The sequence below is a fragment of the Bacillus sp. TE8-1 genome (genome assembly GCF_008368855.1).
GTDB lineage: Bacteria > Bacillota > Bacilli > Bacillales > Bacillaceae_G > Bacillus_A > Bacillus_A cereus.
On record NZ_QPET01000021.1, the window covers coordinates 1 to 23,998 of the forward strand.

A 23,998-nucleotide genomic window follows, 5' to 3' on the forward strand; every position below is an offset into this window, starting at 1 on the left:
AGGAAAACGAATAAAGCGCGGCATATATCGTTCAGCAAATAAAACTTTAATTAATGCAGATGTAAATGCTGCGGCTAACATTTTACGAAAAGTAATCCCAAATGCATGGACAAATGGGATAGAGGGGTTAGGCGTGAAACAGCTCGCTAATGTGTTAACTCCCCTGACGTTAATCGTCCGTTAGGTCGAAACGTTAGAAACCCCCACTTCAAACTTTGTTAAGTGGGGGAGTGTTCATATGTTATAATGTAGAAACATATAGCTATAAGGAGATGTACGAAATGATTCCAGTAACAATATTAACTGGTTTTCTTGGATCGGGGAAAACGACATTATTAAATCGTATTTTATCAGAAAATCACGGTAAGAAATTAGCGGTGATTGTAAATGAAATAGGGAAAATTGGCATTGATAATCAGTTGATTATGAATGTGGAAGAAGAAATTATGGAAATGACAAATGGCTGTTTATGCTGTACTGTACGTGAAGACTTACTTGTTGCTTTAAAACAGTTATTGGACGTAAAAGCAGAAGGGAAAATGGATTTTGATGGTTTAGTAATTGAAACGACTGGCCTTGCAAATCCAGGCCCGATTATTCAAACATTCTTTTTAGATCCAGTCATCCAATCTGCTTACCAAATTAACGGTGTTGTAACGGTGGTAGATAGTTATCATATACATAAACATTTTGAAAAAGGATTAGAAGCAAAAGAGCAAATTGCGTTTGCTGATGTTGTTTTAGTAAATAAATTAGATTTAATTGAAGAGAATGAGAAAGAAAATCTCTTGCATGAAATTCAAGGAATTAACCCGACTGCAAAGTTAATTGAGGCGACTAACTGTGAGGTAGATATACCATCTTTATTACAAATCCAAACGTTTAAAACGAAAGATACGTTGCAAATTTACCCTCATAAAGAACATAACCACTTAGAAGGTGTGAAATCATTTGTATTACGTGAAGAACGTCCGCTGGATTTACAAAAGCTTAATGAGTGGATGTCAGCTGTCGTGCAAGAGCTAGGGGAATATTTATATCGTTACAAAGGAATTTTATCGATAGACGGAGTAGATAAACGTATCGTTTTCCAAGGTGTACATACGTTATTTGCTGCTTCGTACGATAGAGAGTGGCAAGAGGGCGAAGAGCGAGTAAGTGAAGTAGTTTTTATCGGAAGAGATATTAATAAAGAGTGGTTCCAAGAACATTTCGAGGAGTGTGTGAAATAAGTCTGCGTAAATTGTAGGCTTATTTTTTATGAGCATTCTATTAGATTGCAAAACAGAATTAAATAAGGGAAAGAAACTAAAAATTGATGACTGTATAATAAAAAGCCTGTTTTCACAGGCTTGTATTTTCGTCTATTAGTAACTCCATTACAACACCTACAACTGGACCTTCATCATCAATATCCCCATTTAAGCGGAAACCAAATGATTCATACAGTCCCATTGCAAGTTTGTTGTCTGGATGTAAACTTAAGTAAATTATTTTACATTCAAATTTTTCTTGTAAGACTTGAATAAGTAAGCGAAGGAAACGTTTTGCGTATCCTTTTCCTTGATATTGTTGGTCAATCATAAAGCGATCGAGCCATACACTTTTATGTTTTACTGAATACCATCCATACATTGCGTATCCTACAAGTGTTTCGCCATCATATAAACCTACTGACGTTCCGTTTCCTTCATATAATGATTCTGCTAAAGAAAACGCGTTACTTTCAATAAATTGTTGCTGATCTTTTGCGACGTCTAAAGCAACTACTGAACGCCAATTTTTTGCTGTTACTTCACAAATGTGAAGATTCATAATTCCAACTCACCTTCTAAATTAATATAGCTTTCAAGCTAATATGGATAATTTTACTTGTTATTTTGGTCAAGTCAAGGATAAATACATAAAAAGGCAGCTGAATAACAGATTCAGCTGCCTAGAAAATATAATGGATTAGTTTGTTGCTTCTTTCAATGTATTTACGTTTTCTTCCATTAAAGTGAAGTAATCTTTATTATTTTTTGCATCATCTTCAGAAATAGTAGCTAAGTGATTTAAGCGTAAAACTTTTGTACCAGTTTCTTTTTGAATTACGGATGCTACTTTTGGAGTAGAGAACGTTTCGAATAAAATATATTTTAGATTATGTTCTTTTACTGTTTTTGTAATGTCAGCAAGCTGCTTTTGAGATGGTTCATCAGAAGCTGAAATTCCAGCGATAGGAATTTGTTTTAGGCCGTATCGTTGTTCCCAGTAACCATAGGCAGCATGAGAAACTAAAATTTCTTTCGTTTTTGCGTTCGCTACAGCTGCCTTAAATCCATCGTCTAAATCAGTAAATTTAGTTTGAAGTGCTGCAAAGTTTTTTTCGAATTCTTTTTTATGTTCAGGTTGTAATTCTACAAGTGCATTTTTAATTTTTTCTGCTTGTTTCATTGCTAGAGTAGGATCTAACCAAACATGTGGGTCTTTATCGTGATGATGTTCATCTTCTTTATGGCCATCTCCATGATCATGATGCTCTTCTTCAGTAGAAGCACGAAGCTCAATACCTTTAGATGCATTTACAATTTTAACATTTTCTTTTTGTAATGTTTTTTCCATTTTTTCAGCAAATGGTTCTAATTCAGCGCCGTTATAAACAAATAAATCGGCTTTTGCAACTTGTACTGTTTGTTTTTGACTTGGTTCAAATGTATGTGAATCTGCACCAGGTGGGTAAATTGCTTCAACATTTACATAGTCGCCACCAATTTTCTTTGCGAAATCAGCAAGTGGGAAAATCGTTGTATAAACTGTTAGCTTTCCATCTTTCTTGGCATTACTTTCTTTTTTATTTGAGCAGCCAGCGAAAATTAAGGTAAAAATAAGTAAGAATGAAAATATAGTCAATCTTTTAGGCATGAAGTTCTCCTCTTTTCTTTTTTACGGATATATTTTCCCCAATTATAGAAGAAAAATATCATTTTAATACAAAACGGAATAATTACGTTTTAGTTTGCGAACTTAGTATAATACATCTTTAATAAAGTTGCAATAAATAATAATCATTCCGATTTGTTTTTGTTATAAAGTTGTCAAATATAGGTGTATTATTTTTGCAAATGCATGCATATGTGACAACGCTGTTTTCATATATTGAAAAGGAGGTAAAGAGGGGGATGAGCGCTTGGGTTACTTAATGGAAGCTATTTTATTAATATTAGCGGTAGTATTGCCATTATCTTTCGTATTAATTTTTTTAAGAAGATTAATAAGTAATTTAGGGGACGCTACAACAATAACGAAATTACAAGAGAGAAATGAGAAAAAAGAGTGAGTAAAGCACTATGCGTACGCATAGTGTTTTACTTGTGGTAAAATAAGAGCAGGAAACTCCTAAAGGTTGTATTTTACTGAAGGAGAGAAAAGTAAAATAAGAGGTATATGTATATATGAATAAGCGAACAGCGTTAATACTTGGTGCAAGTGGTTTAGTTGGACAAGAGATAACGCGTCTATTACTTGAATCAGATTACTACGATTCGGTTACTATTTTTGTAAGAGAGCCAATGCAATTGCAACATGAGAAGTTACAGCAGAAACAAGTTGATTTTTCGGTATTAGAGGAATATAAAGAGTTCTTTGCTGTGGATGATGTTTTTAGTTGCTTAGGAACAACAATAAAAAAAGCAAAAACAAAAGCAAATTTTAAAAAAGTAGATTATGAATATACGTTACGAGCTGCTTGTTTAGCTGAAAAACAAGGGGTACAAAATTTCCTTGTCGTGTCTTCTATGGGAGCGAATCCTAAATCATTTTTCTTTTATTCACAAGTGAAAGGGAAAATGGAAGAAGAATTGCAAAAGTTAGTGATCGGTGGTATTCACATTTTTAGACCATCATTATTAGTAGGAAATCGACAAGAATTTCGTTTCGGCGAACAAATGGCTGAAAAGTTATCTCGTATTATTCCTTTTATCTTTAAAGGGGCTTTCAAAAAGTATAAACCAATTTCAGCTAAAGATGTGGCGAAAGGGATGTATATAACCGCGCTGCGAGAAGAATCGGGTATCCATACTTATAATTCAAATGAAATTACAACGATAGAATAAATAAAACCGAGAAGAATGACTTCTCGGTTTTATTTATTCGTATGAATTTTCCCTGGCGCTCGCTTGTATTGATATGGTTCTTGCAATTCAAAGCCAAGTTCATTGGCCGCTATTCTCGGGAAGTACGGATTGCGAAGTAACTCACGTCCGATGAAAATTAAATCAGCTTCGTTATTGTTTAAAATTTGCTCTGCTTGTACTCCGGTCGTAATTAATCCAACTGCACCAGTTGCAATGTTAGCATGCTCTTTAATATGTTTAGCATATTGTACTTGATACCCAGGATAAACATCGATGTGTGCAGGGACAACAGCTCCAGAGCTACAATCGATTAAATCTACTCCTTGTTCTTTCATCCATTTTGTATACTGAACATAATCTTGAACTGTTAACCCTTCAGGATGATAATCATTTGCTGAAATACGGACAAATAACGGTCCGTTCCAAACTTCATTTATCGAGTCAATGATTTCGCGTAAGAAACGATAGCAGTTTTCAGGTGAGCCGCCGTATTCATCCGTCCGTTTATTAGTAAGTGGTGATAGGAATTCATTGATAAGGTAACCGTGAGCGCCATGTATTTCAATAACATCAAATCCAGCTTGTTTTGATCGTACTGCAGCTTGCTGAAAAGCTAATACAGTATTTTTAATTTGGTGTTTGCTCATTTCTATTGGCATTTTCATTGTTTCATTAAATGGAATGGCTGAAGGAGCTAACGCATCTGTTTCTAATTCTGCTTTTCTTCCGGCGTGAGCGAGTTGAATGGCAGCTTTTGCGCCGTTATCATGTATAAAAGTAGTCGTTTTATGTAAGCCTTCAATTAGGTTGTCATCCCAAATACCTAAGTCTTTGTTAGAAATTCGTCCTTCAGCTAACACCGCAGTTGCTTCAAGCATAACTAAACCTACTTGGCCAGCAGCGCGAGTTCCATAATGAATGAGATGAAAATTCGTAACGCTGCCATCCTCATTCCCCGAGGAATACATACACATAGGCGACATAACGATACGATTTTTTAGTGTAACGTTCTTAATTGTATAAGGTGAAAAAAGCTTGGAATTCATCAAATAGCCTCCTTGATTGAATTTTCTTATATTTTACCATTCTCTTTTTTGTTTCTCTAATAAAACGCTTATACGAAAAATTTTGTATATTCGTGTTACAATGACTAATATGAACTAAATTGGAGGATGGCATATGTACCAGGCTTATTATGAAAGCGAATTAGGTTTGCTTGAAATTACAGCGAATCAAGAAGGAATTACGTCTGTTATATTTGTTGATGAACGACAAGAAGAAAATAAAAATGAAATGATAGAACAATGTATAAATGAGTTAGATGAATATTTTAAAGGGAAAAGAAAAGAGTTTACGGTCCCGCTGTCTGCGGAGGGAACAGCATTTCAAAAAAATGTATGGGATGCACTTTATACTATTCCATACGGCGTAAGTGCTTCATATTTAGATATTGCAGAGAAAGTTGGAAATATAAAAGCTGTACGGGCAATAGGAGGGGCAAATAGTCGGAATCCAATTTCAATAATTGTTCCATGTCACCGTGTAATAGGAAAGAGTGGAAAGCTTGTTGGATATGCTGGTGGTTTATGGAGGAAAGAGTGGTTATTAAAACACGAAGGTATTTTGAAATGACGTATGGATGGGAAGAGGGATTGTTTTGAAATGTATAAATTGTGGGCAACCTTGCGAGGAGGAACAGTTAAATTGTGCAAGTTGTCAGCGAAACTTGGATAATGAACAAGAGGAAGGTAGCTCGTTAATAGATAAAGAACTGGAAGTATATGTAGGGAGACAATATCCGTATTACAAAAGGAAATGGGATCTTGAGAATAAGCGGATTGCTAGGTGGAGCTGGAATGGTTGGGCTGCTATTTTCAATATAGGCTGGCTAGGATATCGTAAGTATTATGTACCAGCTGCTTTATTTATGTTGTTATTAGTAGCGTGTGATGCATTTTCGTATTATATGGGATTTAATGTAGCGTTGCCAATCATTAATATGGTGCCTCTTACGTTTTTATTACTCATTTTTATTCTGTTTGGAATGGGGATTTTTGCAAATGGATTATACTATCAATTTGCGGAAAGACGTATATACCGAATAAAAGCAAGAGAAATAAAAGATAAATCAGTTGAAAACTATCTAATCAATGATAGCGGCGGAACGAGCAAAATGGGAGCGACAATTGTTACTATTTTAGCAGTTGCTAGCATATTTTTTAGTCATTTCTTTTTTCCGACTGATCGAGACGTTATTCAAAAGGTTCGTACAAGCTCGCTTTATGAATATCCTTTCTTTTCAATAGGTGAATCTTTCGAAAATTATTTTCAAAATTCAGGTTGGATATATTATCGTGGAACGGAAGGGTTAGAATTAGTAGAATTCCAAGGATATAACACCGGAACGCCAAGACAAAAGGTGAAGATTCAATTTGTTGTCGATTATAAATTAGGTGAAGTGGAACCATACTCACTTATGGTTAATGGTGAATCTAAAACTGAAGAAGAGTTTTTGAAGCTGATGGAAGAAATATTTAAAGTTCAAAATCCATTTGATATAGAGGATGGATTACAAGTAAATGCTATTCAAGAAAGCGGCTGGAAAGAAATTTCCGATCGCTTTTTTCTATGTTTGTTAAAATAAATATTTAAAATAATCAGAATCTTTTGTATAATGAAATATATTATATAGGATTTAACTTATACATATAGATTGGGGGAAGGAAGAATGAAGAGAAAGACAACAACAATTGCTGCACTTGCGTTAACGACAAGTGTATTGGTTGCAGGATGTGGGAATGGTGAGAAGGCTTCGACAACGAAGAAAGAATCGAATAAGGGAATGGCCGATAAACAAGTTTTAAATTTGCTAGAAACAGCTGAAATTCCTTCAATGGATACATCTAAATCAACGGATTCTGTATCTTTCCGTGTATTTGTAAATGCAATGGAAGGTTTATATCGTCTAGATAAAGATAATAAACCAACACCAGGTATGGCAAAAGATGTGAAGATTAGTGAAGATAAAAAGACATATACATTTGAATTACGTGATGCGAAATGGTCAAATGGTGATCCAGTTCGAGCACAAGATTTTGTATATGCATGGCAACGTACATTAGATAAAGCATTAGCGGCAGAATATGCATTCATTTTATTTGATGTGAAAAATGCACAGAAAGTAAATAAAGGTGAATTACCAGCAGATCAATTGGGTGTTAAAGCGAAGGATGATAAAACGTTGGTAGTAGAATTAGAGCAACCAGCACCTTATTTTCTTGAGCTTACGTCGTTCCCTACATTTTTCCCATTAAATGAAAAATATGTGAAAGAGCAAGGAGATAAATACGGATTAGAAGCAGATAAATTAGTATATAATGGACCATTTACAATGAGTCAATGGAAACATGAACAAAATTATCAGTTGAAGAAAAATCCTAATTATTGGGATAAAGATACTGTAAAATTAGACGAAATTAATGTAAGTATTGTGAAGGAAACAAGCACGGGAGTAAATTTATATGATAGTGATCAAGCAGATCGAGTTATTTTAACTTCTGAATTTGTTGATAAATATAAAAAGAATAAGCCAGATGAATTTAAAACGAAGTTAGATCCACGCATATATTTCTTACGTTTTAACCAAAAAAATGCAACATTTAAAAACCAAAAAGTACGTGAAGCGATTGATTTAGCATACGATAAAAAAGGAATTGCTGATGTCATTTTAAATGACGGTTCATTGCCAGCATATTTCTTAGTACCTGAAAAATTCACGACAGGTCCGGATGGAAAAGATTTCCGCTCTGTAAATAAAAACTTCCGTGATAGTAAAGATAATGCAGAGAAAGCAAAAAAATTATGGGAAGAAGCGAAGAAAGAGCTTGGTCAAGATACAATTACGGTTGAATTACTAAACGATGATAACGGTAGCCGGAAAAAAGTAGGCGACTTTATTAAGGAAGAACTAGAGAAAAACTTGCCTGGTATTAAAGTAAATTTGAAACAGCAACCATACAAGCAGAAGCTAGATTTAGAAAAGAAATTCCAATACGAATTCTCATTATCTGCATGGAGCCCTGATTATCCGGATCCAATGACTTATATTGATATGTTTGTTACTGGAAGCTCATTTAATGAAATGGATTATTCTAATCCGAAGTATGATGATTTAGTAGCGAAATCAAAAGGAGAGCTATTAAAAGATGATAAAGCACGCTGGAATGCACTTGCGGAAGCTGAAAAAATCTTAATTGGTCAAGACGCAGCAATTTCTCCTACGTACCAACAAAGTACAGCTTATTTAGAGAAGCCGTTTGTAAAAGGCATTGCTAACCATACGTTTGGCGGGGACTTCAGTTATAAATGGGCATATATTACAAAAAAATAGTATAATAAAAGGTGAGTGAATTTTCGCTCATCTTTTATTTGTATAAGGAGGAATTATAGTTGTTAAGGGGAATCAATCATATTTGTTTTTCGGTATCTAATTTAGAAAACTCTATTATGTTTTATGAAAAAGTATTAGAAGGAGAATTATTAGTTAAAGGAAGAAAATTGGCTTATTTTAACATATGTGGAGTATGGATAGCGCTTAATGAAGAGACGCATATTTCGAGAAATGAGATTCATCAATCTTATACGCACATTGCATTTTCTGTTGAACAAGAAGACTTTAAATGTCTAATACAGCGATTAGAAGAAAATGATGTTCATATTTTACAAGGAAGAGAACGTGATGTAAGAGATTGCGAATCTATATACTTTGTTGATCCTGACGGTCATAAATTTGAGTTTCACTCAGGGACACTGCAAGACCGTTTAAATTATTATAGAGATGAGAAACCTCATATGACATTTTATTAGGGAGGGATAGCATTTGCATGCACTTGTAATTGGTGGAACAGGAATGCTAAAGAAAGTTTCTATGTGGTTTTGTGAGAAAGGATTTTATGTTTCTATTATCGGGCGAGATGAAGTGAAATTAGAAAATGTTAAGCGAATGAGTTCTGCACCAGAAAATATTACATGCCTTTCGTTAGATTATCATAATGATGAAGATGTAAAGCTAGCTATTAAAAGTACAATTGAGAAAAATGGCCCAATCACATTAGTTGTTGCATGGGTACACACAAGTGCAAAGCATGTACTATCAAATATTTGTAAAGAACTAGATTTGTCGTCTAAAACATATAGTTTATTTCATATTTTAGGTAGTAAAGCATCACGTATGCCTGCACAAAAAATAGGGAGTACGCGATGTATTTATCATAGAATTATTTTAGGTTTTATTTTAGAAGATACATATGGAAGATGGCTTACTCATGAAGAGATAGCTGATGGAGTTATAAAAGGGATTGAAAGTAAACGAGCGGAGTGGATTGTAGGGAGAGTTGAACCGTGGGAATTACGACCAACATGGTGAGGGGGAGTAAGAAATGAAAACAACTATATATGTAACAAGGCATGGTGAAACAGAGTGGAATGTAGCGAAGCGAATGCAGGGACGGAAAAATTCTGCTTTAACTGAAAATGGTATAGTTCAGGCGAAACAATTAGGGAATCGAATGAAAGATTTACCAATCCATGCGATCTATAGTAGTCCGAGCGAAAGAACACTTCATACGGCAGAGTTAATAAAGGGGGAACGTGATATACCCATTATAGCGGATGAGCATTTCTATGAAATCAACATGGGTATATGGGAAGGACAAACAATCGCGGATATAGAAAACCAATTTCCAGAAGAAGTGCATCTGTTTTGGAATGAGCCACATCTTTTTCAGTCAACATCAGGCGAAAATTTTGAGGCCGTTTATGAAAGAGTAATTGAAGGGATGCAGCTTCTTTTAGAGAAGCATAAAGGACAAAACATATTGATTGTTTCTCATGCGGCAGCAGCAAAATTACTTGTAGGGCATTTCGCGGGAATTGAAATAGAAAATGTGTGGGATGATCCATTTATGCATAGTGCCAGTTTGAGCATAATAGAATTTGAAGAGGGTATTGGTAAAGTGAAACAATTTGCAGATATAAGTCACTTTCAATAAATGTAAAAAAGGCCGCAAAACGGCCTTTTTTGGGTGGTATAAAAACTAGCAGTTACGTTTTTTATACCAGAAGTGATCGAATTTCTTATTTTTGCAAGATGGGAATTTATGTCCGCCTTTGCAATCATTCCATTTGTGCCCGCTATCGTGACAGTCTTTACCATGATCACATGAATCATCGCAAGAGTGACCGTGTCTGTTAGGGAAGAATTCGCATTTTTTACAGAAACTTCGTTTTGTCCAGAAAAATTTCTTTTCAAAGCGTATGCATTTTGTAATGAATGTACAATGTTTTCTGCGAGTACGTTTTGTAACTAATACGCATTCTTTTCTACGCGTTACTTTCGTAACGAACGTCCATTTTTGAACACGTACACGTGTACATTTCGTAACAAATGTCCATTTTTTTACGTGCGTACATTTTGTAACGAACGTACAATGTTTCACGCGAGTACATCTTGTTCTTGGACATTTACCCCCAGTTGTACATTTACATCCAGTTGTACAATGATGATGAGTGAATTTATCATCATCGCATTCAAAAGTACTTGGATCTTGGTGTAAGAAATCCTCCATCCCAGCACTTTTGATTTCTTCAACAGCTTTTCTAATATCACGTTTCATAGAAATCCTCCTTATCATGTATTAAAGTGAAAAGGTATTCTTTTTCCTTAACATGATATGTATGTAGGCATCTTTCTGAACAGGACAAGAGTGTAATTTTATATAAATAGATGATTGCGGATGTATGGACAAGACAAGGCGCATACATTGAATGAAGAGAACTGAGAAGGGATGAGAAAACATGCTGCCTTCATATGATTTTTTTGTTCATCCAATGTACTTAGTGGAATTGAAAAAGGACATTTGGTCAGATAGTCCAGTGCCAGCAAAATTAACTTATGGAAAAAAGAAGTATGATATTGATATCGTATACCGAGGAGCTCATATTCGCGAATTTGAGAAAAAGTCTTATCATGTTATGTTTTATAAGCCTAAAAAATTTCAAGGTGCGAAAGAGTTTCATTTGAATTCGGAGTTTATGGATCCGTCTCTCATACGAAATAAATTATCTTTAGATTTTTTTCATGATATTGGTGTACTTTCGCCAAAATCACAACATGTATTTATAAAAATTAATGGTCAAATTCAAGGTGTGTATTTACAGTTAGAATCGGTTGATGAAAATTTTTTGAAAAATAGAGGATTACCGAGTGGTTCTATTTATTATGCGATAGATGATGATGCGAATTTTTCATTAATGAGTGAACGAGATAAAGATGTTAAGACAGAGCTCTTTGCGGGTTATGAATTTAAATATTCGAATAAAAATAGTGAAGAACAACTGAGTGAATTTGTATTTCAAGCGAATACTTTGACGAGGGAAGCCTATGAAAAAGAAATTGGGAAGTTTCTACATGTAGATAAATATTTACGATGGTTAGCAGGAGTTATTTTTACGCAAAACTTTGATGGTTTCGTTCATAACTATGCACTATATCATAACGATGAAACAAATTTATTTGAAGTTATACCGTGGGATTATGATGCGACTTGGGGGCGAGATGTACAAGGGAGACCACTTAATCATGAATATATTCGCATTCAAGGGTATAATACGTTAAGTGCAAGATTGCTAGACATACCTGTATTTAGAAAGCAGTATCGAAGTATTTTGGAAGAAATATTAGAAAATCAATTCACAGTTTCGTTTATGAGGCCGAAAGTAGAAGGGTTGTGTGAATTGATTCGCCCATATTTACTACAAGATCCATACATGAAAGAAAAATTAGAAACATTTGATCAAGAGGCTGATATGATTTATGAATATATAAATAAAAGAAGAAAGTATATACAAGACCACTTACATGAATTAGATTAATTTTGAAAGAGATTGAAACGTTATCAATCTCTTTTTTTTGTATAATAAAGATGTATCAATAAAAATGAAGTAATATATTTGATAGAGAATGGGGATGCGGATATATGACGATTAAATGGATTGATTGGGTAAAACAAATACAATCTATAGCTCAAGCGGGTTTAACGTATTCTAAGGATGTGTATGATATTGAGCGTTTCCAGCAATTACGAGATATTTCTATTTCAATGATGTCACATTACACGAAAACAGATTGGGAAGTCGTAGAGAAATTATTTGCACGTGAGACAGGCTATCAAACACCTAAAGTTGATATAAGAGCGGTTGTTTTTCAAAATGAAAAGTTATTATTTGTGAAAGAAAAAAGCGATGGGAAATGGGCATTGCCAGGTGGATGGGCTGATGTCGGTTATACGCCAACCGAAGTTGCAGCAAAAGAGGTTTTCGAAGAGACTGGTTATGAGGTAGATCATTTTAAGTTACTAGCTATATTTGATAAAGAAAAACATCAACCCTCTCCATCGGCGACGCATGTATATAAGATTTTCATTGGATGCGAGATTATTGGTGGAGAAAAGAAAACTAGTATTGAAACAGAAGAGGTGGAGTTTTTTGGTGAAAATGAATTGCCTAATTTATCAATTGCTAGAAATACAGAAGACCAAATTAAAGAGATGTTTGCCTACATGAAGGACCCGCAGAAAGAGAAATTAATAGATTAATCCTGCTTGAATTGTACATATTGTTAAAATGAAGATATTGGCAGATTGCAGCCTTTATGTAATAATGGGATGGTATGTGAAGAAAAAAGGAGATAAAAAAGAACATGTTAGCAAACATAATAGATCAGTTATTGCAATTTTTTGCAAGCTTAGGTTACTTTGGAGTAGCTCTTGCTTTAATGATTGAAGTAATCCCGAGTGAAATTGTACTTTCGTATGCTGGCTTTTTAGTAGCGAATGGTAAAATTAGTTTTGTGGGTGCAGTTATCGCCGGAACGATTGGTGGTACTTTAGCGCAAATCTTTTTATACTGGCTTGGATACTACGGAGGGCGTCCGGTTGTAGAGAAATATGGGAAATATCTACTTATTAATAAACATCATTTAGACATAGCGGAAGGTTGGTTTAAGCGTTATGGAGCAGGCGTAATATTTTCTGCGCGCTTTATCCCAGTAGTACGTCATGCGATCTCTATTCCAGCAGGGCTAGCTAAGATGCCATTAAAACTATTTACACTTTATACGGTTGTAGCGATCATTCCATGGTCAATTCTATTTATATACTTAGGTGAAAAACTTGGTGGGAATTGGCGACAAATTAAAGAGTATGCATCTGATTACACACATTACATAATTATAGGAGCTGTTCTTTTTATTGCTCTATACTTTGGTTTAAAGTATTTCAAAAAGAAAAAAGCAGCGCGTTAAAGTCAATGATTTTTCATTGGCTTTTTTTGTTTGTTTCGGTTCTAAAGAAAAGGAGTTGTCCATAATGTGTAATAATAAAGCGTAGCGGAGGAATGTGATGAAAGGGTCACCGTTTATACGTGGAACGATATTTTTAACGATGGCAACGATGATATCAAAAATGTTAGGGTTTATATATGTTATACCATTTACAGCGATGGTCGGTACGAGTGGTTACGTTCTATACACATATGCATATCGTCCTTATACCATCATGCTCAGTATAGCAACAATGGGATTACCGCTAGCTGTTTCAAAGATGGTATCAAAATATGATCAACTGAATGATTATCATACGGTTAAGAGAGTGTTGAAAAGTGGAATCGTGTTTATGTTTATAATGGGAGTCATTTCGTGTTTTACGTTATATATGCTAGCTCCGCATTTAGCTAAACTTGTCATCGATGGGAATGATCAAACGGGGAATAGTGTAGGAGCGGTTACTACTAATATTCGAATTGTAAGTTTTGCGTTAATACTTGTGCCAGTAATGAGTTTATTAAGGGGCTTCTTTCAAGGATTCCAATCGATGGGGCCTTCTGCATTAAGTGTAGTTGTAGAGCAATTTTTTCGGGTTTTAACCATTTTAATAGGAAGCTTTGTCGTTTTATATGTTTTAAAAGCTTCTGTTTCGCTAGCAGTTGGTATTTCAACGTTCGGTGCATTTATGGGAGCTGTAGGTGGATTAACTGTTTTAAGTGCGTATTATATAAGAAGGAGAAGGCACTTAAAGAAAAAAGAGATGGAAAGTATACCACAAACAACGAAATCTTTTTTCTCATTGTATAAGGAGCTCTTTACATATTCTATTCCTTTTGTTGTGGTGGGCTTAGCAATTCCGTTGTATCAGACGATTGATACATTTACAATTAATAAACTACTTATACAAATAGGGTATATGCAAGGAGAAGCGGAAAAAATTAATGCGATAATTGGTCTTGTTCAAATGGTTGTGCTTATCCCGGTATCCGTTGCGACAGCTTTTAGTATGTCTCTCGTACCAGAGATGACGAAAGCTTACACAGCAGGAAATACGAAGCTATTGTACAAACATTTTACGAGAACAAATGTATTAGTAGTAGCAATTACGGTACCGGCGGCAATTGGAATGATGGTGTTAGCCAAACCTGTATATACTCTTTTATTCGGTGCTGGAAATGATCCAGAGATGGGGAGAATCATTTTACAGTATTATGCTCCTGCTTGCATACTATTTTCTCTTTTTACAGTAACGGCTGCTATGCTACAAGGAATCAATCAACAGCAGAAGACGGTGCTAGGACTAGTGATTGGAATTATTGTGAAGATAGTTTTAAATATTGTATTGCTTCCGTATTTCGATTATGTAAGTTTTATCATTTCAACATACGCGGGCTATACGATTTCAGTCGGGTTTAACTTGTGGATGCTTTCTAAATATGTTATAAAGGCAACATAAGCTTTTAAGGCAGAGAGCACTCTGTCTTTTTCTATGTTTATCCCGCTTTAACGGGCAGTGAGACCCTCACCTCAAAATTCAGCGAAAAAAAGAAGTTTGGTTGGGGGCGGATAACCCGTAAAAGCCCGATTTGTAAGGGCTAATAATTGGTGAGGATGAAGCCCCCCACTGATTAAAGTTTCACTTTATAATATTTTTCTTATAAAAACGTTTTCAAAATAATTTTTCTATTGAAATTTAAACGTATGTTTCATATGCTGAGAATGGCGGTTTAAAAACTGTGATTTAAGAGAGGTAGATTCCTACATGTAAAAAGAATCGGGGTGATAGTATGTTAAATATATATTTAACAGACCGAAACGGAAAACTACAAGAGATTGAGGAAATGCAAAAGGGGTGCTGGATTAATGTACTTCATCCAACAGAAGAAGAAATTCAATATCTAGTACAAACTTTAAATGTAGACTTAGATTTCATTAAAGACCCTTTGGATGATGAAGAACGCTCTCGTATTGAAAAGGAAGACAATAATACTTTAATTATCGTGGATATTCCGACAGTTAGACATGATGAAGAAGGAAATTCGATTTATGACACGATTCCAATAGGTATGATTGTGATGCCGGATTGTTTTGTTACAATCTGCTTAGAAGAGAATCCAATTTTTGAACGTTTTATTAATCAACGTATTAAAGAATTTTATACGTTTAAGAAGACGCGCTTTGCACTTCAGCTCTTATATACGATTTCTACTTATTATTTAAGATACTTAAAGCAAATAAATCGAAAAACAATTGATTTAGAGCATCAATTAAATCAGTCAATGAAAAATAAAGAGATTTTCACATTGTTAGGCCTTGAGAAAAGTTTAGTATACTTTACAACGTCATTAAAGGCTAATAAAATTGTAATTCAAAAGTTAATGCGTAATAGTACATTTTTAAAAATGTATGAAGACGATCAAGATTTATTAGAAGATGTATTAATTGAAAATAAACAGGCTATTGAAATGGCGGAAATATATAGTCACATTTTAAGTGGAATGATGAATACTTTTAGCTCCGTTATATCAAATAATTTAAATAGTGTTATGAAACTGTTAACGTCAATTACGATCATTTTATCTTTACCGACGATGGTTTCTAGTTTCTTTGGAATGAACGTAAAGGTTCCGTTTGAAGGGGAAGCCCACGGTTTTGTAATTGTACTCATCATATGTGTAACACTATCTTTCACGTTAGCTTTTGTTTTTTGGAAGAAACGTTACTTTTAACGATAAGAAAGCTGCTCTAGCATAGTTATATAACTACGCTAGAGCAGCTTTTTTGCTATGAAATCTCAAATTTTGAATAGAATATAACTTGTACAATGTAATGTATATAAAGGGTATGTATGCCATATAAACCTTGTTCAATTAATGAAATGGGGTTAAAATTACATATTGTTAATGAAAAGTTGGAGGAAATACATCATGGAATTGTTTCAATTACCGAAAGCATTCCTGCAAATGAATACAATTTTTATCTCCATATTGATCGAAGCACTTCCTTTCGTGCTCATTGGTGTATTTATTTCAGGATTCATTCAAATGTTCGTGACAGAAGATATGGTGGCAAAATGGATGCCGAAGAACCGATTTCTGTCTGTTTTATTAGCTACTTTTTTAGGTATGTTGTTTCCAGGTTGTGAATGTGGAATTGTTCCGATTGTAAGACGATTAATTGGAAAAGGCGTTCCACCATACGCAGGGATTGCATTTATGTTAACTGGACCTATTATTAATCCAGTTGTATTATTTGCTACTTATGTTGCCTTTGGGAGTAGTATGCACATGGTATGGTATCGTTCTATTGTAGCGATTATCGTAGCCATTATCGTTGGAATTATATTATCCTTTATGTTTAAAGAACATCAATTAAGAGATGATCACTTCCCAGAAGTGAATAATAAGCGTCCACTGCGTAAAAAAATGTGGGATGTATGTACACACGCTGTTGAGGAATTCTTCTCAATGGGAAAATATTTAGTACTAGGTGCGTTAATTGCAGCAGCGGTACAAACGTTTGTACAAACTTCAACACTTCTTGCTATTGGACAAGGTCCGTTTTCTTCATCAGCTGTTATGATGGGACTTGCTTATATATTATCACTTTGTTCAGAGGCAGATGCATTTATCGCTTCTTCGTTCCAAAGTACGTTTTCAACAGCTTCACTTGTCGCGTTCCTCGTTTACGGACCGATGGTGGATATTAAAAATATGTTTATGATGCTTGCGACATTTAAAACTAAATTTGTAATTGTTGTTATAGTTACAGTTACTCTTGTTGTTTATGCAAGCTCACTACTCATTTATGCGATGGGGTGGTAGGTTATGTTTCGAGCATATATATTATTAGGTTTTACAATATTAATTGCGCAGCTTCATATTTCCGGTAACATTACGAAGTATATCAATATGAAGTATGCCTATTTATCAACAACAGCAGCAATTATTTTAGGTTTCTTAACGATTATACAAATTATCGTCGTTTTCCAAAAAGAGCACCAAAAGGAAAAAGAGAAAAATGATTGCAGTTGTGACCATGGTCATTGCGGACATGATCATTCAAAAGATGAGAATACATGGTGGAAAAAAGCATTTTCGTACTCCTTGTTTTGTTTTCCAATTATCTCAGGGTTATTTTTCCCAATTGCGACGTTAGATTCGGATATTGTTAAAGCGAAAGGATTTCACTTTCCTGTTGCACAAGCAGAAAGTAAGGATCCATTTATGACAAGACAATTTCTAAGACCTGATACGAGCATTTATTACGGGAAAGAAGGATACCGTGGTGTAATGGAAAAAGGGAAGAAAGAGTTTGTTACGAAAGACAATATTAATTTGAAAGATGAAGACTTCCTAAAGGGTATGGAAACAATTTATAATTATCCTGGCGAGTTTACTGGGAAAAAATTATCTTTTAAAGGGTTTGTTTTTAGGGATGATTCTTCTAAAAAAGAACAATACTTCTTATTCCGTTTCGGTATTATACATTGCGTAGCAGATTCTGGTGTGTATGGTATGTTAGTGAAAAAGCCAGAAGGCGTAGAGTGGAATAATGATGACTGGATTCAAGTAGAAGGAGAGATAACTACTGAGTTTTATCAGCCGTTTCATGCGAATATTCCTGTATTAGAAGTAACAAAATGGAATAAAGTTGAACAGCCGAAAGAACAATATGTATTTAGAGGAGCCGATTGATAAAATCGGTTCTTTTTTGTGGACTAAAAGTTCTGAATGTTGTTAATATTAAACGTGTAGTTCATTTAGTATAGTGATTATTGAAATATTAGGGATAAATCATTAAAGGGGTGATAACAATGACAGAAGTAAAGGGGAAAACAGCCAATGAGTCAAGGGTGTTCAAAACGAGCCGAGTATTCCCAACAGATTTAAATGATCATAACACGCTATTTGGTGGGAAGATATTAGCGGAGATGGATATGGTTGCTTCTATTTCAGCATCCAGACATTCGAGAAAGGAATGTGTCACAGCATCTATGGACTGGGTCGATTTCTTACATCCTGTTCGTTCTTCAGATTGTGTTAGTTATGAATCTTTCGTAATTTGGACGGGAAGAACTTCGATGGAAGTGTTTGTGAAGGTAGTAGCTGAAGATTTAATTTCAGGTGAGAAGCGTATAGCGGCAACGTCATTCGTTACTTTTGTGGCACTTAGTAAGGAAAATAATCCAGTTCCAGTACCGCGTGTTATCCCTGAAACAGAAGAAGAGAAAGAATTACATCGTATTGCTGTGTTACGTGCAGAACAGCGTCATATACGTAAGGCAGAGAGTAAGAAAGTAGCCACATTGTTAACCTTTTGAGATGAATATTTAGCCATTTAAGTTACTATAGCAGTCGGAAATGGTTTTAAAATGAAAAGCGGACACCTAAAAATAGGTGTCCGCTTTTATAGTTTTTTCATCCACATATCATATGACAGTAGCTACTTAGCAGAAGCAAGCAGCACCGACGATGATTAAGAGGATAAATAATACGACTAATAGCGCAAATCCATTACCATGTGCGAAGCCCATTGTTATTTCCTCCTTTTATTTTAAGATACAACATACAATATGCAAATGAGCTATTGTTTGATATGGACATATATCATGCAATGACATATTTTCTTGAATGATAATGTAATAAAAAAGGGAAGATATAGAAATAACAGTAAGTGGAGAAAGGAATTTATCCATGAAGCACTTTTTCGCTATAATCCTTTGTTTAATAGGTGTATTCATTTGGATGAACATCGATGTGGAAATGGGGAAGGAAATGGCTAGTGAATATGAATTAGGACAAGTTCGATTAGGTGAATTTCAATTATATACGAACGGTGAAGAGTTATATAGAAAATTATTTGAGGATATAAACGATGCAGAAAAGTATATATATATCCATTTTTATATTGTAGGAAAAGATGAAATAAGCCAAGAGTTTTTACAGTTATTAGAGAAAAAAGCATCTAGCGGAGTAGAAGTGAAATTGTCAGTCGATCGGATAGGTGGATATAAGCTGAAGAAAAAGGTAATTAGCCGATTAAAGGAAAACGGTGTGAAGTTTACATTTAGTAAAAAACCGAAACTGAAAAATGTGTTCTATTCTTTGCATCAACGGAATCATAGACGTATTGTTACGATAGATGGAAAGGTATCATACGTCGGTGGTTTTAATATCGGAAAGGAGTACCTTGGACAAAATCCAAAGTTTGGGCCATGGCGTGATTATCACGTGCGCATCCATGGTGAGGGTGCAGCGGATATGGAAAGAAAGTTCGCCGAAGATTGGAAAGAAGATACAGGAGAAAAAATGCCTATACATGAAAGTATACCTACATTAGGGAATGTGAAATATCAATATTTATTTTCAAATGGAAAAGGCTTATGGGAAAAATATGGGGCACTTTTAAAAAAGGCTAAAAAGTCTTTAATTATCGCTACACCATATTTTGTACCAAGTAAAGAAATGGTGAAAGAGTTAAAAGCTGCATTAAATCGTGGTGTTAATGTGAAAATTCTCGTGCCATTTAAAAGTGATGCCATATTGTTAAAACAAGCTGCCTATCCATATTTGAAAGATATGTTACATGCTGGAGCGGAGATTTATCAATATCGAAATGGATTTTTTCATGGGAAAGTAACAATTATTGATGGAGAAATTGTTGATATTGGGACAGCGAATTTTGATAATAGAAGTTTTTATTTAAATTGTGAGTCTAACTGTATCATATATGATAAAACAGTTGTTGATGAAGTATGGAGTCGATTACAGTTAGACTTTCATAAATCAAAACGATTTTCTGAAGAAGATTTTGAGAAAATTAGTAGATGGGATTGGTTTTTAGCGAGAATAGCGAATGTTTTAGCATCATATTTATAGTATATGGACAAAAGAGAAGGGAGGCGCTTTAATGGACTGTATGAAAGAATTAATGAAATATAGTTATATGCTAATATACAAGGTTGGAGAGTATGCTGGAAAGGTCAGAGACGAAGAATTAAAAAATCTATTACAGCACCATTTACCATATATGTTACAAGCATATAATGAACAAGTAAATTTTCAAGAAGGAGAGAATGTGCAGCATATAACCTGTGAAACAATGGAGTTTGATTTGCATGAAATGGGAAAGGAAACAGTTAGTAAATATACAGGGGATATTCATATTGCAACCAGTTATATTGCGCATTTGAAACGATTAGCTTTAAAGTTTGCTCAAGTTGCAGTGGAAGTTGCTAACCCAGAGTTTCGCTCATTTTTGGAAAATTGTTTCCTGAAAATGAACCGTTACGCTTATAGTGTGTGGCAATATGTTATGAAGAAGGAATATAAGATTACACATCTATATGAAAATGAAAAGTTTGCATGAGAAACTAAGGCGAAATGGTATGCGCCTTAGTTTTTTTTACGTCTATTGAGAGAAAAAACTAGTTTTATTGTGTATCGATTGGAAATGAAATATATAAATTAAAATTAGGTTTTGTTATCGGAAAATTTACAAAAATTTACCGTATATTTACTGTTTTTCAATCTCTCCTTTAAAAATAGAGAGTAATATGAGGTTGTACATATTCTATCACAAGGAGGAAACGCAAATGAACAAATGGGTTAAATCATTAACTGCTATGGCACTTGCAAGTTCTTTATTAATGGTAGGTTGTAGTAAAGGTGAGGACAAGAAGAAAGAAGACGACACAACAACACAACAAGAGGACAAAAAGGATAAAGAAACAAGCGGAACCGAGAAGTCTACTGATTCTAAAGAAAAGAAATAAAGTAATAATAAAGCTTCCTCTTATATATGAGGAAGTTTTTTTGTTGTAAATTGACTGAGATTATTGAAAAATAGAAAGAGAATGAAAGAGGGGGAAAACAAATGAAAGTATGTATATTGGGAGCAACAGGACGAGTAGGTTCAAACATAATTAATTTAGCATTAAAGGATTCAGCTGAAGTGACTGCATTAGCGCGTGATTTAAATAGAATAGAAATACAACATGAAAGGTTAAGAGTGATAGAAGGGAATGTATTGAACGAAAATGATATAAAGAAAGCGATAGAAGGAAGTGATATAGTAATTAGTGCACTTGGAACGGATCAAAATGGAACATTAGCGAAGAGTATGCCACAAATTATAAAGAAAATGGAAGAAGATGGGGTTCGTAGGATCATAACAATAGGAACAGCTGGTATTTTACAAGCAAGAACAGATCTAAATTTATATCGTTTTCAATCAACGGAATCAAAAAGGAAAACGACAACGGCAGCGGAAGATCATTTGGCTGCATATAAGGTACTAAGTAATAGTAATAATTTATGTTGGACAGTTGTTTGTCCGACACATTTAATAGATGGTGAGGCGACAGAGGTATATCGAACTGAAAAAGATATATTGCCAGAGGGTGGATCAAAAATTACAGTGGGTGATACAGCACACTTTGCATGGGATCTATGTAAGAAAAATATATATGAAAATAGTCGAGTAGGTATTGCATATTAAAAAACCATCCCGAAGTCGGGATGGTTAAAAGATGATATAACACAAGAAGATGATAATCATAATGATTTGGAGAATTGCTTTCGCTACTGTACTGCTTAAAAAACCAACTACAGTAGCGACTCCAACTAGAAAAGCATCTTTTGGCGATTTTTTATGTACTAGTTCTGTTATAAATACTGATAAGAACGGTATGATAATAAGTCCGAATGGTGGGAAGAAGAACGAGCCGACAATGATAGAAATCATTCCGACACGTTCACCCCATTTAGAACTACCGTATTTTTTTAAGAAATATCCATTTGCAATAAAATCAGCAACGAAAATGAAAAGAGTGAAAATGACTTGAATAATCCAAAAAGAAGTTGTTAATTCGCCTCCATTTATACCGAAATGGTAAATCAAATATCCAGCCCAGACAGCTAGTATGCCAGGGATAATTGGATAAATAAAGGCGAGAAATGAAACAACGAAACAGGCAATGATACAAATTGTTAATAAAACAGTCACTTTATAGCTCCTTTTTAATATCTAGTTTATGTACAGCAACTTTTTTGACTTGATGTCCATCAAGTTCTAATACTTTAAATTGAAAACCAGCGTATTCAATGGAATAGCCAGCTTCAATATTTAAGTCAACTGCTTGAGAGAGAAGCCATCCTCCGATTGTATCTAAATCACTATCATCAATATGTAGGCCAAACATATCATTTACTTCAGAAATAAGCACCTTTCCATCTAAAACAGTAAGCTTAGGTGTACGCTTTTCAATCATAGGTGATTCATCAGCATCGAATTCATCTTGAATTTCTCCAATGATTTCTTCAAGAATATCTTCCATCGTTAAAAGTCCGGCAGTACCACCATATTCATCCATAACGATTGCCATCTGAACGCGATTTTTTTGAAGGTGGACTAACGTTTTACGAATTGGAACTGTTTCAAATACAGTTAGAACAGGATGTATATAAGATTCAAGTGGTTTATAAATACCTTTCGTTTGATCATGGAATACTTCTTTCGTATTGATCATCCCAATGATATCATCTTTATCTTTTTCAATGATTGGATAGCGTGTATATTTTTCAGTAGCGACGATATCCATATTTTCTTCTAACGTATTTTCAGTAGACAAGCAAATCATTTCGGTACGAGGAACCATAATTTCTTTCGCAACTCGATCATCAAATTCAAAAATGTTATTTACATATTTATATTCGGTTTGGTTTATTTCACCGCTTTTAAAACTTTCACCTAAAATGAGTCGCAATTCCTCTTCAGAATGAGCAAGTTCACTTTCCTTCGCAGGTTCTAATCCGAGTAGTTTTGTGAAAAATATAGCTGTACTATTGAGTAGCCAAATGAATGGATACATAATTTTATCAAATAAAATAAGCGGTCTTGCAAATTTGAGTGTGATTGCTTCTGCTTTTTGAATTGCGAAAGACTTTGGAACTAATTCACCTAATACAACGTGGAAAAATGTAATAACACTAAAAGCAATAACAAAAGATAAAGTGTTAGCCATTGTTCCAGTAATATTAATTTTTTCAAAGAGCGGTCGTAGTATATGTTCCACAGTCGGTTCACCAAGCCAACCAAGCCCTAAAGAAGTGATTGTAATTCCGAGCTGACAAGCTGATAAATAAACATCTAAATTAGATAGGACGCTTCTTGCAGCTAAAGCTTGTTTATTACCTTCATTTGCAAGTTGGTCAATTCGACTTTTTCGTACTTTTACAACAGCGAATTCTGATGCAACGAAAAAGCCAGAAATAAGAATAAGTACAAAGATGAGAAAAATATTTAATATGTCCAAGCGTGTTCTCCATTCCAAGGTCTGGAATAAAGATGTCACCTCCTGCAATTATGTTATACTTTTATAATAAATCCAAATGAAAAGAATAGTCAAAGGAAAAGGGTAAATATTGGTATGTTTCTGTAATAGTTTTTGAATTTGCTGTTATTTTGTCCGCTATACAAAAGGAATAACCCCCTACTT

Annotated in this window: 28 protein-coding genes and 1 pseudogene; 22 read left to right on the plus strand and 7 right to left on the minus strand. The window is 34.4% G+C overall.

Features of this window, described 5'->3' with window-relative positions; all coding sequences use genetic code 11:
- Positions 1-184, plus strand: a pseudogene (locus tag DN404_RS18950) (RNA-guided endonuclease InsQ/TnpB family protein); the annotation flags it as partial.
- A 97-nt stretch (positions 185-281) separates the two neighbouring features.
- Positions 282-1,232, plus strand: a complete 951-nt coding sequence (locus tag DN404_RS18955) for a CobW family GTP-binding protein (protein ID WP_000613418.1) — start codon at positions 282-284, stop codon at positions 1,230-1,232.
- A 112-nt stretch (positions 1,233-1,344) separates the two neighbouring features.
- Here DN404_RS18955 and DN404_RS18960 read toward each other — a convergent pair whose 3' ends face one another.
- Both DN404_RS18960 and DN404_RS18965 read right to left on the minus strand, forming a co-directional pair.
- On the minus strand, positions 1,345-1,815 hold the full coding sequence (locus DN404_RS18960; RefSeq protein WP_149215333.1) for a GNAT family N-acetyltransferase: 471 nt from the start codon (positions 1,813-1,815) through the stop codon (positions 1,345-1,347).
- A 138-nt stretch (positions 1,816-1,953) separates the two neighbouring features.
- Positions 1,954-2,904, minus strand: a complete 951-nt coding sequence (locus DN404_RS18965; RefSeq protein ID WP_001126148.1) for a metal ABC transporter substrate-binding protein — start codon at positions 2,902-2,904, stop codon at positions 1,954-1,956.
- A gap of 265 nt (positions 2,905-3,169) precedes the next feature.
- On the opposite strand from DN404_RS18965, the gene DN404_RS30605 reads away from it, so the two are divergent.
- Both DN404_RS30605 and DN404_RS18970 read left to right on the plus strand, forming a co-directional pair.
- Entirely contained in the window at positions 3,170-3,319 is a 150-nt protein-coding gene (locus DN404_RS30605; RefSeq protein WP_000540933.1) for a hypothetical protein, read from the plus strand.
- A 115-nt stretch (positions 3,320-3,434) separates the two neighbouring features.
- Positions 3,435-4,094, plus strand: a complete 660-nt coding sequence (locus tag DN404_RS18970) for an oxidoreductase (RefSeq protein WP_001042735.1) — start codon at positions 3,435-3,437, stop codon at positions 4,092-4,094.
- A 29-nt stretch (positions 4,095-4,123) separates the two neighbouring features.
- Here DN404_RS18970 and namA read toward each other — a convergent pair whose 3' ends face one another.
- Complete coding sequence (gene namA / locus DN404_RS18975) at positions 4,124-5,161, minus strand: NADPH dehydrogenase NamA (protein WP_149215334.1); 1,038 nt, start codon at positions 5,159-5,161, stop codon at positions 4,124-4,126.
- Between the two features lie 133 nt (positions 5,162-5,294).
- Between namA and DN404_RS18980 the strand changes: the two genes are divergently transcribed.
- The 6 genes from DN404_RS18980 (at position 5,295) to DN404_RS19005 (ending at position 10,165) form a co-directional block, all read left to right on the plus strand.
- The gene (locus DN404_RS18980; protein ID WP_000283907.1) at positions 5,295-5,747 is read left to right on the plus strand and encodes a methylated-DNA--[protein]-cysteine S-methyltransferase; all 453 of its coding nucleotides are present in this window, start codon (positions 5,295-5,297) and stop codon (positions 5,745-5,747) included.
- Positions 5,748-5,754: 7 nt separating this feature from the next.
- Complete coding sequence (locus tag DN404_RS18985; protein WP_002023926.1) at positions 5,755-6,759, plus strand: DUF2628 domain-containing protein; 1,005 nt, start codon at positions 5,755-5,757, stop codon at positions 6,757-6,759.
- Between the two features lie 84 nt (positions 6,760-6,843).
- Positions 6,844-8,505 carry a peptide ABC transporter substrate-binding protein gene (locus DN404_RS18990; protein ID WP_000824278.1) on the plus strand — a complete coding sequence of 554 codons (1,662 nt, stop codon included), beginning with the start codon at positions 6,844-6,846 and terminating at the stop codon, positions 8,503-8,505.
- A gap of 59 nt (positions 8,506-8,564) precedes the next feature.
- Complete coding sequence (gene fosB / locus DN404_RS18995) at positions 8,565-8,981, plus strand: FosBx1 family fosfomycin resistance bacillithiol transferase (protein ID WP_000943774.1); 417 nt, start codon at positions 8,565-8,567, stop codon at positions 8,979-8,981.
- Between the two features lie 13 nt (positions 8,982-8,994).
- Entirely contained in the window at positions 8,995-9,540 is a 546-nt protein-coding gene (locus tag DN404_RS19000) for a short-chain dehydrogenase (protein WP_000543106.1), read from the plus strand.
- A gap of 13 nt (positions 9,541-9,553) precedes the next feature.
- Positions 9,554-10,165 carry a phosphoserine phosphatase 1 gene (locus tag DN404_RS19005; protein WP_000858832.1) on the plus strand — a complete coding sequence of 204 codons (612 nt, stop codon included), beginning with the start codon at positions 9,554-9,556 and terminating at the stop codon, positions 10,163-10,165.
- A gap of 45 nt (positions 10,166-10,210) precedes the next feature.
- Here DN404_RS19005 and exsB read toward each other — a convergent pair whose 3' ends face one another.
- A complete protein-coding gene (exsB, locus tag DN404_RS19010) occupies positions 10,211-10,789 on the minus strand; it encodes an exosporium protein ExsB (RefSeq protein WP_000817498.1) in 579 nt (192 codons plus the stop codon).
- Positions 10,790-10,970: 181 nt separating this feature from the next.
- Between exsB and cotH the strand changes: the two genes are divergently transcribed.
- The 8 genes from cotH to DN404_RS19050 all read left to right on the plus strand — a co-directional run bounded on the left by cotH (position 10,971) and on the right by DN404_RS19050 (position 18,820).
- Positions 10,971-12,047: a spore coat protein CotH gene (gene cotH, locus DN404_RS19015; protein WP_000938001.1), complete on the plus strand. Its 1,077-nt coding sequence runs from the start codon at positions 10,971-10,973 to the stop codon at positions 12,045-12,047.
- 104 nt (positions 12,048-12,151) lie between these two features.
- Entirely contained in the window at positions 12,152-12,769 is a 618-nt protein-coding gene (locus DN404_RS19020) for an NUDIX hydrolase N-terminal domain-containing protein (protein WP_000153583.1), read from the plus strand.
- Between the two features lie 104 nt (positions 12,770-12,873).
- Positions 12,874-13,476 carry an undecaprenyl phosphate transporter UptA gene (uptA, locus tag DN404_RS19025; protein ID WP_000880691.1) on the plus strand — a complete coding sequence of 201 codons (603 nt, stop codon included), beginning with the start codon at positions 12,874-12,876 and terminating at the stop codon, positions 13,474-13,476.
- Between the two features lie 97 nt (positions 13,477-13,573).
- Positions 13,574-14,953, plus strand: a complete 1,380-nt coding sequence (locus DN404_RS19030) for a putative polysaccharide biosynthesis protein (protein ID WP_000678845.1) — start codon at positions 13,574-13,576, stop codon at positions 14,951-14,953.
- A gap of 331 nt (positions 14,954-15,284) precedes the next feature.
- Positions 15,285-16,226 carry a magnesium transporter CorA family protein gene (locus DN404_RS19035; RefSeq protein WP_000932389.1) on the plus strand — a complete coding sequence of 314 codons (942 nt, stop codon included), beginning with the start codon at positions 15,285-15,287 and terminating at the stop codon, positions 16,224-16,226.
- A 198-nt stretch (positions 16,227-16,424) separates the two neighbouring features.
- The gene (locus tag DN404_RS19040; RefSeq protein WP_000418716.1) at positions 16,425-17,321 is read left to right on the plus strand and encodes a permease; all 897 of its coding nucleotides are present in this window, start codon (positions 16,425-16,427) and stop codon (positions 17,319-17,321) included.
- 3 nt (positions 17,322-17,324) lie between these two features.
- Positions 17,325-18,194 (plus strand): TIGR03943 family putative permease subunit, encoded by an 870-nt coding sequence (locus tag DN404_RS19045; RefSeq protein WP_084064636.1) that lies wholly within the window; start codon positions 17,325-17,327, stop codon positions 18,192-18,194.
- Positions 18,195-18,313: 119 nt separating this feature from the next.
- Positions 18,314-18,820 (plus strand): acyl-CoA thioesterase, encoded by a 507-nt coding sequence (locus DN404_RS19050; protein ID WP_000141164.1) that lies wholly within the window; start codon positions 18,314-18,316, stop codon positions 18,818-18,820.
- 126 nt (positions 18,821-18,946) lie between these two features.
- Here DN404_RS19050 and DN404_RS19055 read toward each other — a convergent pair whose 3' ends face one another.
- Entirely contained in the window at positions 18,947-19,033 is an 87-nt protein-coding gene (locus DN404_RS19055) for a YjcZ family sporulation protein (protein WP_000505094.1), read from the minus strand.
- Between the two features lie 160 nt (positions 19,034-19,193).
- Between DN404_RS19055 and cls the strand changes: the two genes are divergently transcribed.
- From cls to DN404_RS19075, 4 genes are all read left to right on the plus strand, one after another.
- Positions 19,194-20,378: a cardiolipin synthase gene (gene cls, locus DN404_RS19060; protein ID WP_149215335.1), complete on the plus strand. Its 1,185-nt coding sequence runs from the start codon at positions 19,194-19,196 to the stop codon at positions 20,376-20,378.
- Between the two features lie 31 nt (positions 20,379-20,409).
- The gene (locus tag DN404_RS19065) at positions 20,410-20,868 is read left to right on the plus strand and encodes a spore coat protein (protein ID WP_000340527.1); all 459 of its coding nucleotides are present in this window, start codon (positions 20,410-20,412) and stop codon (positions 20,866-20,868) included.
- Between the two features lie 226 nt (positions 20,869-21,094).
- A complete protein-coding gene (locus tag DN404_RS19070) occupies positions 21,095-21,274 on the plus strand; it encodes a hypothetical protein (RefSeq protein ID WP_001045960.1) in 180 nt (59 codons plus the stop codon).
- 101 nt (positions 21,275-21,375) lie between these two features.
- Complete coding sequence (locus DN404_RS19075; RefSeq protein WP_000861645.1) at positions 21,376-21,999, plus strand: NAD(P)-dependent oxidoreductase; 624 nt, start codon at positions 21,376-21,378, stop codon at positions 21,997-21,999.
- Between the two features lie 24 nt (positions 22,000-22,023).
- Here the strand turns inward: DN404_RS19075 and DN404_RS19080 are convergent, their stop codons facing one another.
- Positions 22,024-22,506: a DUF456 domain-containing protein gene (locus DN404_RS19080; RefSeq protein WP_000217339.1), complete on the minus strand. Its 483-nt coding sequence runs from the start codon at positions 22,504-22,506 to the stop codon at positions 22,024-22,026.
- A 1-nt stretch (position 22,507) separates the two neighbouring features.
- On the minus strand, positions 22,508-23,815 hold the full coding sequence (locus DN404_RS19085) for a hemolysin family protein (RefSeq protein WP_000353738.1): 1,308 nt from the start codon (positions 23,813-23,815) through the stop codon (positions 22,508-22,510).
- Positions 23,816-23,998: the final 183 nt, after the last annotated feature.